This window comes from Arthrobacter sp. PGP41 (assembly GCF_002953935.1).
Classification (GTDB): Bacteria; Actinomycetota; Actinomycetes; order Actinomycetales; family Micrococcaceae; genus Arthrobacter.
Window position 1 is genome coordinate 3,074,932 of the sequence record NZ_CP026514.1, and the last position, 10,760, is coordinate 3,085,691.

The window sequence follows — 10,760 nt, forward strand, 5'->3', positions numbered from 1 at the left end:
CGTTGCTTCGCAGGCTATTCGCTGACCAGTTCCAGGGCGAGCTCGGCGCGCACCACCTGGGCCAGGTGTTCCGCGATGGACTGAGCCGTCTCCTCGTCAGCGGCCTCCACCATCACACGCACCACTGGCTCCGTACCGGAGGGGCGGAGCAGGACACGGCCGGTATCGCCCAGGGCGGCCTCCGCTGCAGCCACGGCCTGGGCCAGGACCTCGTTGCTTCCAACCCTGGCACGGTCCACGCCCTTGACGTTGATGAGTACCTGGGGAAGCTTGGTCATCACGGTAGCCAGTTCCTTGAGCGGCTTTCCGGTCAATGCGATCTGGGCCGCGAGCTGCAGCCCGGTGAGGACGCCGTCACCCGTGGTGGCATGGTCGGCGAAGATGACGTGGCCGGACTGTTCCCCGCCCAGGTTGTAGCCGCCGTCGCGCATTTCCTCCAGGACGTAGCGGTCCCCTACAGCTGTTTCGCGGATGCTGATGCCCGCATTGCGGAGCGCGATCTTGAGGCCGAGGTTGCTCATGACGGTGGCCACCAGGACGTCGTCCTTGAGCTTGCCGGACTGTTTCAGGGCAACTGCGAGGATGGCCATGATCTGATCGCCGTCCACCTCATTGCCTTCGTGGTCCACTGCGAGGCAACGGTCGGCGTCGCCGTCGTGGGCAATGCCAAGGTCCGCCTGGAACGTGACCACCGCTTCCTTGAGCGGGCCAAGATGGGTGGAGCCAACGCCGTCGTTGATGTTGTGCCCGTCCGGTTCCGCGCCGATGACCACCACGTCCGCGCCGGCGTCCTTGAACACCTGGGGTGAGCACCCGCTGGCGGCGCCGTGGGCGCAGTCGAGGACCACTTTCAGGCCCTCAAGATTGTGCGGCAGCGTGCGCAGGAGGTGGACGATGTAGCGGTCCTCGGCATCGGAAAAGCGCTGGATGCGGCCTACGCCGTCGCCGACCGGACGCACCGCTTCCTTGGACATCTGCGCCTCAATGGCGTCCTCAACGTCGTCCGGCAGTTTCTGGCCGCCGCGGGCGAAGAACTTGATGCCGTTGTCCGGTGCGGGGTTGTGGGAGGCCGAGATCATCACGCCGAAGTCTGCGTCCAGATCGGCCACCAAGTAGGCTGCCGCGGGTGTGGGGAGCACGCCGGCGTCGTAGACGTCGATGCCTGAGCTGGAGAGCCCGGCCTCCACCGCCGCGGCAATGAACTCACCGCTGGCGCGCGGGTCACGGGCCACCACGGCGCGAGGCCGCGACCCGTTGGAGTTACGGTCGTGGCCAAGCACGACGGCGGCCGCCTGGGCGAGCTGCAGCGCCAGCTCCGCAGTCAACAGGCCGTTCGCCAGCCCCCGGACACCATCAGTTCCAAATAATCTAGACACCGGTCAAGTCTAGAGGATGGGGGTGGTGCAGCATGTATCTAGAAATTGGTAGCTAGGAGTCGCACCCGACAAACCTGTACAAGACCGCGTCCCCTTGCTGGTCGACCTTAACGAAGGCCGAAGAATCATCCGAGACCTCTAGGCCCGGGAAGTCGTTGGCTTCCTTGCGTTTTGGATCAATGTATTGCCTGCCGAAATCCAAGAGGAACTGAATGTTCTCCCTTTTCACGGCCTCGCAGACGTCAGATTCAGGATTGGCCTGGTTCAGCTTTTCCGCCGCTAGCAGGCGGTCTGGATTCGAACCTGTGTACGCGTGCGCAAAGAGTACTCGGCGATCTGCTATGGCGTATGCGGTAGAGCTGCCGTCCCAAGGGTTATTCGCAATAACCGCATCTTTCGGTACATGCGTGCCTAACCGGTTGAGCAACTCAAGTTCATTAGGACTTAGCAAAGGAGAGGCGTCAGCTAAAGCATAGGTTCGCTCCCGGCCGGGGGCCGTTTCAGAGTTCGTTGGCCAAATGACTATGGACAGGGCCAATGCTGCCATGCCCATAGGAACGACCCATCGGATCCTGTTTCGCCTCAAGCTTTCGAAGATCCCGGCACCGGCTGCGCCAGCAAATACGGCCCAAAACATCGGAAGGAGTGCAGCAAGGCGAGGAGGGTCCCCGTACCACGCCCCCACAATAATTTCCCTGACCAGGGGAGCCGAGGCCGGAACAGCGGCTGACACCAAGTACAGCGCCACTGCACCGCCATAGGACGCCAGGAACCATCGTTCAGTTCGGCGCCGAACTAGCTGTACGGTTCCGATCAAAGTCAGGGCCGCGAGGGCCCAAGCGACATTGCCATGGGTTGGTGCGGTGAGAAGTACGCTGCCGGCTGCAGCCGGGAAGGAATCAATCGGATCCCAAGTAGTGGTCCAAGGGCGCACGACCGCCCACACTATGAGGCCCGAGGAAAATGCCGTGATCCATAGCGCCGTCCACTTCAGATATCCAAATAGATCCGACCGCCGTTGCTTAAGCTCGCGGAATGACCTCCAAGCTGCCATCACCGCGAAGAATGAAGAAAGCCCCACGAGAGCTACGAGGCCCGACATGTGCGTGTTGACTAGTCCCGGAAGCCCTAGCGCGAGCGTTGCTGCGGCCAATGGCCATGGCATCGACGTCCTGTTGCCGAACTTCAAAGCCGTCGCCAAAACGGCAATGAGCGGCGGCAGGAAAGTCACAGCCAGCATGTAGGGAAACAGCGGCCCAAAATCACTCTTCTGACTCTGCATCACTGTGAACGGGAAGGCGAAGAAGCCCGCGCTGGCAACTCCGGCGCACAGCAGGGCAACAGCTTTAGGCCCGACAACCAAGTAGACAAAAAGAAGCACGCCAAGCGGCCAGGAGATAGCGACTATCGCGAAGTTGAGGGCGTTGGCGGCCTCAACCACTGGCAGCTGCGTCACCTGCGACGTCAACGCCGCCAGAGCGTGCCAGATTTGAGGATAAAAACCGGACGACTCACCCATTAATGCCCGTACGGAAAATGGCGAGCCATCCCCGGAATCAAGGATTTGCTGTACGAAATTCACGTGAAACGGCGTATCGATGCCCTGATTAATGTTGCCAGGCCGCTCAACAATCTGGACGTAGCGGACCGTCAGGAAGAACCCGCTTGTCAACACGGCAATCCCGTATGCAGCCCCCGCGGTGTCGCCCGCTGGCCGCCAAGCGAAGCTGTCAGGCCAGCGCTTGCTCAACAAACGAACCACGACAAGGACCACTCCAGCGAGCAACACAGCGGTGACGGCGAAGCTGCCCGCATTCCATCCAATATGCAGCCACCAAGTGGCGAGCGTGGACACCGCAACAAGTGATGCTGTCAGGACGGGTGCAAGTGAAATCAGCCAAACATGTCGGAGTCCCAGCGCCCATCCCAGAAGTAGCCCCGGAAGCACAAGCACTGCGACCGCTCCTGCAAGGCCCGGCAAAGCTAAAACCCACTCCATCAAGGATTCCCCAAGTTTTCCATCAGTTAAAGCCCAAGATCCCACTCTGCGCTAGCGGGTCCCCGACGCGCGTCTATAGCATACACAGCATGAAACTTAGCCACGGGGGCCTGGCGCTTGAAATTGTTGTACCGGTTTTTAATGAAGAATCAGTACTCGAAAAGAGCATCATCGAGCTTGCGAATTATCTGAAACTGGAAATGCCGGCGTCGTGGCAGATTACCATTGCTGACAACGCCAGCACGGACAACACACCAATTATTGCCACTCGGCTGGCTGAGGATATGCCCAACGTTGCCTATAGGCGTCTGGACGTCAAGGGTCGTGGGCGTGCCCTTCGGGATGCATGGAGCGCGTCCACAGCCGAAGTCTTGGCATATGTGGACGTAGACCTCTCCACCGACTTGGCAGCCCTGCCGCCTTTAGTTGCACCCCTGTTGTCGGGTCACTCAGACATCTCCATTGGCACGCGACTCGGTCAAAGTTCCCGTGTCAGCCGTGGCCCTAAACGGGAATTCATTTCGCGCTCGTACAATTTTCTCCTGAAGCGTACGATGCAGGTGCGTTTCTCCGATGCTCAATGCGGTTTCAAGGCCATCCGCGCTGACGTTGCCAGAACGCTGCTTCCGCATATCGAGGACAACGGATGGTTTTTTGACACCGAACTCCTGATCATCGCGGAGCGGTCAGGACTGCGGATCCACGAAATCCCAGTTGATTGGGTTGACGACCCGGACAGCAGGGTGGATATCAAACAGACGGCGATCGACGACATTCGCGGACTTATTCGTGTTGCCGGCTCTTTGGTGAGGGGGTCGATTCCGGTTCAGGCCATCTACGCGGAGCTCGGGCGGCGCCCAATCGTTCCGCAGTCACGGCCGAGTTTCTTCGGCCAGGTCATTAGGTTCGGAATGGTCGGAGGCATATCGACGATGGCCTTCGCTTTGCTGTACCTGTTGTTTCAAGGACCCTTAGGTGCTCAACAGGCGAATTTCTTTGCCCTCCTCCTGACAGCGCTCGGCAATACGGCTGCCAACCGACGTTTCACTTTCGGTATTAACGGACCCGAGAAGCTCTTCACGCAGCAGTTCCAGGGACTGGTGGTGTTCGCTTTGGCATGGTCGATCACCTCGTCATCGCTCTTGGTGCTGCATGCGATTACGCCGAACTCGTCGTCTACGATGGAGCTCGTGACACTAACCGGGGCCAACATTCTTGCAACTCTCATGCGGTTTGTGCTGCTGCGGATCTGGGTATTCCGGGTGCGCAATCCGGAAAACGAAAACGTTATCCATGCGAGCCCTTCGACTGTTAAAGTGGCACGGGTCGCTTGAAGGCTGTGACCGGGGGCGCCGCGGGCTCAAACGAAGCCTTATCGAACATACAAACCCAGCCGAAAGCCCCCAGCCAGTGGGTTCGTCGCTTGTCTCCCGCAGTGGGAACCGAGCGTGGGGCCCTCGGGGTACTCCTAGCTCTGACAGGCCTTCTGTATCTATGGGGCTTGGACCGCAACGGCTGGGCCAATTCATACTATTCCGCAGCTGCCATGGCCGGTTCCCAGGATTGGACAGCCTTCTTCTTCTCATCGTCGGAGCCTGGCAATGCCATTAGCGTTGACAAGCCTCCGCTCAGCCTGTGGGTGATGTCGGCATCCGTGTGGGCGTTCGGTTTGAATCCCTGGAGCATCCTGGTGCCGCAGGCCCTCATGGGTGTCGCGAGCGTCTACCTCCTCTATCGCATGCTTCGAACGAACGTCAGCGCAACTGCTGGCCTCTTGGCGGCTACTGCGCTGGCCGTAACTCCCGTAGCGACGGTCATGTTCCGCTACAACAATCCGGATGCGCTGCTCACTTTGCTGATGATCGGAGTTGCGTATGCCACCCTGGAGTCAATCCGGCGAGGCAGTGTACGGTGGCTTATCTTGGCCGGGGCGCTGACAGGTGCAGCACTACTGACCAAGCAACTTCAGATTGCACTGGTTCTGCCTGCTGTTGCCACGGCCTATCTTGTGTTTGCCACGGCCCCGGTTCTGAAGCGTCTACTTCACCTCGTGGCCGCCCTTGTGGCGGCCTGCGTGACAGGAGGCTGGTGGTTCGTCCTTGTACAGATGACCCCAGCATCCAGCCGGCCCTTTGTTGGAGGTTCCCGTTTCAATAGTGCCGTTGAGCTGACCTTGGGGTACAACGGCCTGGATCGGCTTACCGGTGAAGACGCCAGCCGCACCATGTCCCCAGCTGCTGCCAACCTCGCGGAGAAACTCGATCCAGGGTTCCAGCGTTTCCTCCAACCACAGTTTTCCGGGCAGTTCGGGTGGTTCCTGCCCTTGGCGATCGTTGGTCTCTGCCTGGCTGTATGGCACATCAAGCGACGCAGCGGCAGCACGCAATACCGGGCGCTCCTGGTCCTTTGTAGTGTCTGGTTTCTTTGTTCGGCCACAGTGTTGGCGTTCATGTCCGGGATCGTCCATCCCTACTATTCGTTGACCCTTGTCCCTCCATTGAGCTGTCTGGCGGCCGTCGGCCTGATCCATATGCATCGTCTCCGACACCGCCGCGATATGCGCGTCGCGCTAGCGGGCACCCTCCTCGCAACCATGCTCATTGGCTTCGTCTCTGCGAGCCGCTCAATTGCTGATTTCCCATTCGGACCGGAAGTTGCGCTGGCTATAGGCTCAGCTGCCATCGCCTTGCAGGTTCTTCCTCCGCCTTCGCGGATTCTCAAAAATGTGTCGGTAGGTATCCTTGCCGCCGCGCTTATGATCGGTCCTGTCGTCTGGTCCGTCAACACGGTATTTAGCCCTCACATCGGCGCCGGCGTTGTTGCTGGTCCAAGTATCTTGGGCATCAGAACAGACCATCCTGACCGGAAACAGCTCGGACCGGACGTGCCAGCCAGCTTCATTGCAGTGATGTTCGGTGACATTCCGGAGAAAGCGGTGGTCTCCAGGCTTCGCGGTGCCCCTGAGAGCACACGATGGGCAGCTGCCATGGTGGGCTCAGAGACGGCGGCCAACTACCAGTTGGAAAGCGGACGGTCAGTCCTGCCGATTGGTGGTTTTGATGGGACGGATCCTTTTCCCACACTTGGGCAGTTTCAGTCCATGGTCAGCGAGGGCAAATTGGCTTCTCTTGTCATTCAGGAGTTGCCTCCGCTGACGCTTGAGGGCCGTGGTGAGTCCGCGAAGATTGTCAATTGGGTGCGTGACAGTTATGCTGCGGAGCAAATTGGCGACGCAGAGTATTACGACTTGCTTCCATAGCGCTTTGAACTGCCCAGCACGCTACCGGGTAGCCTTTCCGATGCAAGACGACCTTGGTGAGGTTGGCTGTGCTCCGGGCGATACAACAACAAAAAGCCCGTCCCGCCGTTACGGCGGGACGGGCTTCTGTACAAGCGGATTTAGCGCTTGGAGTACTGCTGGGCCTTGCGGGCCTTCTTGAGGCCGGCCTTCTTACGCTCGATGACGCGGGCGTCACGGGAGAGGTAACCGGCCTTCTTCAGGGTGGCGCGGTTGTTCTCGACGTCGATCTCGTTCAGGGACCGGGCGATGCCGAGGCGCAGGGCTCCCGCCTGGCCGGAGATGCCGCCGCCGTGGATGCGGGCGATGACGTCGTAGGCACCTTCAAGATCGAGGATCTTGAAGGGCTCGTTGACGTCCTGCTGGTGCAGCTTGTTCGGGAAGTAGTTGTCCAGCGCACGGCCGTTGATGGTCCACTTGCCGGAGCCGGGGACAACGCGGACGCGTGCAACAGCTTCCTTACGGCGGCCAACAGCTGCGCCGGCGACGGTCAGGGCCGGGCGCTCCTTCTTCGGCGCAGCGGCGTCAGCAGCTGAGCTTTCAGAGGTGTAGCTGGTCAGGGTTTCCTCAGCCTCAACGGCTTCGGTGGTCTCTTCGTTCTGAGCCACGATTCTCCTTGTATAGATAAGTTGTTTGGTGGCCAGGACTACTGGGCGACCTGGGTGATTTCGAAAGTCTTGGGCTGCTGGGCGGCGTGCGGGTGCTCAGCACCGCGGTACACCTTCAGCTTGCCGAGCTGCTGGGCAGCGAGGGAGTTCTTGGGGAGCATGCCCTTGATGGCCTTCTCAACGGCGCGGACCGGGTTGGACTCCAGGAGTTCCGCGTAGTTGACGGAGGTCAGGCCGCCCGGGTAGCCGGAGTGACGGTATGCGCGCTTCTGCTCCAGCTTGGCGCCGGTGAGGGCGACCTTTTCAGCGTTGATGATGATGACGAAGTCGCCCATGTCCATGTGGGACGCAAAGGTGGCCTTGTGCTTGCCGCGCAGCAGGATTGCGGTCTGGCTCGCGAGACGACCAAGGACAACGTCTGTGGCGTCAATGACGTGCCACTGGCGGTTGATATCGCCGGGCTTCGGGGTGTACGTACGCACGGTGTTTGCCTCGTTCTTGTTCTGGCGTTCTTGTTTAGGTGTCACTAGCTCGTGCACCTACTATCTGCGCGCTACCGGAACAGAGGTGAGGGCTCTATGTAACCAGTCATCCTTTGCTTCCGAATGTGCACGTTGAGTAGTCATCCTGCAACCGGATTCTCAAGCGGGCACGCACCATCGGAATAGGACACGCACAACGACTACCAAGATTAGCGCGTTAAGGGGTTCAGGGTCAAAATGGGGTAGCCGGAGGCTGGTGCGCCGAGCCGGATCGACGTTCGCAGGGGGACGCAGTGAATTCTTGGGTCAACGATGGGTCTGCTGTGTGGCTTTTCATCGTCGGAGCCGGCGTCCTGGGCGGCGTCCTCTCCCCCGCCGCGGAGACTGCCATCGCCCGTTTCCTTCCCAGGGCGGGTGCCCGCCCCAGCATCCCCGTCCAAATCACGACGGCGGCAATTACCTTCGCAGTGTGCGCAGCCTTTTCCTTTCGCTTGGGAATTACCTTTAGCTTGCCCGCTTTTCTATTCTTGGCGGTTCTGGGTACGCAGTTGGGGCGAATTGATATAACCCGGCACTTGCTGCCCAATCCACTTGTCTTAATACTTCTTGTTGGCGGCCTCTTGCTGCTACTGCTGCCGGCGTTCTTCAATAAACAGGCTGCCGATCTGGGACGAGGACTTGCCGGCTGCGTAATTTTGTTCGCCGCATACCTGCTTCTGGCCTTAATTTCGCCAGCTGGCATCGGGATGGGCGACGTTAAGCTCGCCGCGCCCATCGGTCTTTACCTCGGGTACTTGGGCTGGACGCAACTTCTCTATGGGGGCCTCCTCGGTTTCATTATCAACGGGCTGGTCTCGGCACTGGCCGCCGGCAGAAATCGCCGGATTAGCGGGGCGGAAGTGGCACACGGCCCCTCCATGCTGCTGGCGACCACAATCGTTGCACTTCTCGTTATCTAGTCCGATTCGGGCTTCATTGCCCGCCCTGCACCCCTCAGGGCATGGAGATCCCAAGTAGTAGTCGAACCCGGCAAGGGGCCGACACCTGAGTACAGCAACCTCCTTCTGAGTACGGTCACATCTGACCTGCCAAAAAATTCGAGTACAACTACGCATTGTTGCCCTTCACCCACACTGACAATCTTTTCTTAGCGAAGTCCAGCCGCTAAAGAATTATGGGGGCAGCTGGAAATTCGTTGAAATCAATCCACTTTATTTCACCGAATCAAAGGAAAAAACAATGACATCTCTCATGGTCTCAATGACTGCTTTCATCGCCGGCGTCAAGGATCGCTTCGCTCGCGAAGAAAAGGGCGCAACAATGGTGGAGTACGGCATTATGGTCGCCTTCATCGCCGTTGTCGTAATGGTAGTTGTTGCCCTTCTTGGCCCGGCCATCGCCGCTCTCTTCCAGCAGGTTGTTGACGCGCTGTAGTACCCAAAATAGCGGCTGGCTCTGGTGGAATCCGCAAGAGCCAGCCGCTTCAGCTACGAAAGCACCGGGGAGACGCTGTGCAAATCGCTAACAAAGAAAAGGGCGCCGTAGCGGTGGAGATGGCCATCGTCCTCCCGCTACTGCTGCTGATAGTCCTGGGAATCATCGAATTTGGCAGGGTTCTGAACGTCCAAGTGTCCCTGACACAGGCAGCACGCGAAGGCGCGCGCTACGCCGCAATTCACCACGGCGAGCCTGGATTCGACGTTCAGGCAACGGCCCTGGCAGCCGCGCCGGCGCTTTCGGGACTGGGCGTTTCAGTAACTGATGACGCCAGTAGCTGCTCGTCGAACTCCAATGTCCAGGTGCAAACCAAGGTGACCTTGCCCTCGTTAACTGGCTTCCTTGATGCCGGATTCTTCGGGGCACCAAGCATTTTTCCACTGAACCTGACCGGAGTGGGGGTAATGAGATGCGGCGGATGAAACGGCACTCTCCTTGCACTGAAAGTCCTTCCAAAACGCCACAGGAACACCAGCGGGGAGCGGCCACCATCATGGTGGCAGTACTCATGGTGGCCCTGCTCGGATTCGCAGCGCTGGCCGTAGACGTCGGAGCGATGTATGTAGAGAAGGCCCAGATTCAAAACGGAGCAGACGCCACAGCCCTTGCCATTGCGGATGACTGTGCCAATGGGCTGAACTGCACCATAGCGATGACCGCGCCAGCTAACCGCCTGGCGGATGCAAACGCCAACGACAGTTCCACTGGGGTTTTCTCGGTCACCCAGCCCAATGCGAATACAGTTCGTGTAGAAACGAACGCCCGCGAGGCTGGATCAGGAAACGACCATTTCTCCCTGTTCTTGGCCAGGACCATGGGCCTCGAAACGGCGCAAATCACGGCGGTTGCCGAAGCTTCCTGGGGCCCTCCCAGCTCCGGATCTACCCTGCCGTGGACAGTCAGCGAATGTGTGTTCCGCAAGTACCTCACCGCTAGCCAGCTAGCGGAACTCGATGCAACCGGCAACTTCACCGGAGATCCCACACCCACCCACATACTGCTGCGATACGACGAGAACGCACCGGATTATCCGGGTTGCACTGCACAAAACGGATACCAGCCAGGAGGGTTCGGATGGTTGAAGACGGATGAGGGCTGCACGGCCGACATAGATATTGATGCCACGGCGGAGGGCCAGCCAGGTAACCACTTCCCCACCGCGGCGGCATGCGACGCGATTCTTGCCAGCATCATGGATGAACCTGCGCTGGTACCCCTCTTCGATTCAGCCACCGACGGCGGGAATAACACTGTTTACACCCTGGTCGGATTCGCTGCCTTTCAAGTCACGGGGTACAAGTTTGGTGGCCCCTCTGTGACCCATGTCGATCCTGCCGCACCGAGCTGCACGGGCAACTGCAGAGGACTTCAGGGTTACTTCGTCCGCTTCGTATCCCTCGAAGAGGGCGGCGTTACCACCGGTGGTGGCCCCAATTTTGGAGCGACCGCGGTGTTCCTATCGAAGTAACCGAGCAGGACAACGTCTCGCTTGCCATGTCT

At 59.4% G+C, this 10,760-nt stretch carries 10 protein-coding genes; 6 read left to right on the plus strand and 4 right to left on the minus strand.

Annotated elements, in window-relative coordinates:
• Positions 1-14: 14 nt before the first annotated feature.
• Together glmM and C3B78_RS13985 are read right to left on the minus strand one after the other, a co-directional pair.
• Entirely contained in the window at positions 15-1,376 is a 1,362-nt protein-coding gene (glmM, locus tag C3B78_RS13980; RefSeq protein WP_104998605.1) for a phosphoglucosamine mutase, read from the minus strand.
• Positions 1,377-1,428: 52 nt separating this feature from the next.
• Positions 1,429-3,375 (minus strand): DUF6541 family protein, encoded by a 1,947-nt coding sequence (locus C3B78_RS13985; RefSeq protein ID WP_324778142.1) that lies wholly within the window; start codon positions 3,373-3,375, stop codon positions 1,429-1,431.
• Between the two features lie 89 nt (positions 3,376-3,464).
• Here C3B78_RS13985 and C3B78_RS13990 point away from each other — a divergent pair, with 89 nt between their 5' ends.
• Together C3B78_RS13990 and C3B78_RS13995 are read left to right on the plus strand one after the other, a co-directional pair.
• Complete coding sequence (locus tag C3B78_RS13990) at positions 3,465-4,709, plus strand: bifunctional glycosyltransferase family 2/GtrA family protein (protein ID WP_104998607.1); 1,245 nt, start codon at positions 3,465-3,467, stop codon at positions 4,707-4,709.
• A gap of 167 nt (positions 4,710-4,876) precedes the next feature.
• The gene (locus C3B78_RS13995; RefSeq protein WP_158677252.1) at positions 4,877-6,634 is read left to right on the plus strand and encodes a glycosyltransferase family 39 protein; all 1,758 of its coding nucleotides are present in this window, start codon (positions 4,877-4,879) and stop codon (positions 6,632-6,634) included.
• A gap of 140 nt (positions 6,635-6,774) precedes the next feature.
• On the opposite strand, the gene rpsI is transcribed toward C3B78_RS13995, so the two are convergent.
• Both rpsI and rplM read right to left on the minus strand, forming a co-directional pair.
• Complete coding sequence (rpsI, locus tag C3B78_RS14000) at positions 6,775-7,281, minus strand: 30S ribosomal protein S9 (protein WP_050684362.1); 507 nt, start codon at positions 7,279-7,281, stop codon at positions 6,775-6,777.
• A 38-nt stretch (positions 7,282-7,319) separates the two neighbouring features.
• Positions 7,320-7,763: a 50S ribosomal protein L13 gene (gene rplM / locus C3B78_RS14005; protein ID WP_015937805.1), complete on the minus strand. Its 444-nt coding sequence runs from the start codon at positions 7,761-7,763 to the stop codon at positions 7,320-7,322.
• A gap of 293 nt (positions 7,764-8,056) precedes the next feature.
• Here rplM and C3B78_RS14010 point away from each other — a divergent pair, with 293 nt between their 5' ends.
• The 4 genes from C3B78_RS14010 to C3B78_RS14025 all read left to right on the plus strand — a co-directional run bounded on the left by C3B78_RS14010 (position 8,057) and on the right by C3B78_RS14025 (position 10,728).
• On the plus strand, positions 8,057-8,722 hold the full coding sequence (locus C3B78_RS14010; protein WP_199775257.1) for a prepilin peptidase: 666 nt from the start codon (positions 8,057-8,059) through the stop codon (positions 8,720-8,722).
• A 280-nt stretch (positions 8,723-9,002) separates the two neighbouring features.
• Positions 9,003-9,197: a Flp family type IVb pilin gene (locus tag C3B78_RS14015; RefSeq protein WP_234005396.1), complete on the plus strand. Its 195-nt coding sequence runs from the start codon at positions 9,003-9,005 to the stop codon at positions 9,195-9,197.
• Between the two features lie 77 nt (positions 9,198-9,274).
• A complete protein-coding gene (locus C3B78_RS14020) occupies positions 9,275-9,682 on the plus strand; it encodes a TadE/TadG family type IV pilus assembly protein (protein ID WP_104998610.1) in 408 nt (135 codons plus the stop codon).
• Entirely contained in the window at positions 9,679-10,728 is a 1,050-nt protein-coding gene (locus C3B78_RS14025; RefSeq protein ID WP_267895213.1) for a pilus assembly protein TadG-related protein, read from the plus strand. The genes C3B78_RS14020 and C3B78_RS14025 overlap by 4 nt, the downstream gene beginning before the upstream one ends.
• Positions 10,729-10,760 lie beyond the last annotated feature (32 nt).

Excerpts from the sequence above, each read along its gene's own strand:
- C3B78_RS13985 (WP_324778142.1), bottom strand. The coding sequence starts at position 3,375 with ATGGAGTGGGTTTTAGCTTTGCCGGGCCTTGCAGGAGCGGTCGCAGTG.
- C3B78_RS13990 (WP_104998607.1), top strand. The coding sequence starts at position 3,465 with ATGAAACTTAGCCACGGGGGCCTGGCGCTTGAAATTGTTGTACCGGTT.
- C3B78_RS14015 (WP_234005396.1), top strand. The coding sequence starts at position 9,003 with ATGACATCTCTCATGGTCTCAATGACTGCTTTCATCGCCGGCGTCAAG.
- C3B78_RS14025 (WP_267895213.1), top strand. The coding sequence starts at position 9,679 with ATGAAACGGCACTCTCCTTGCACTGAAAGTCCTTCCAAAACGCCACAG.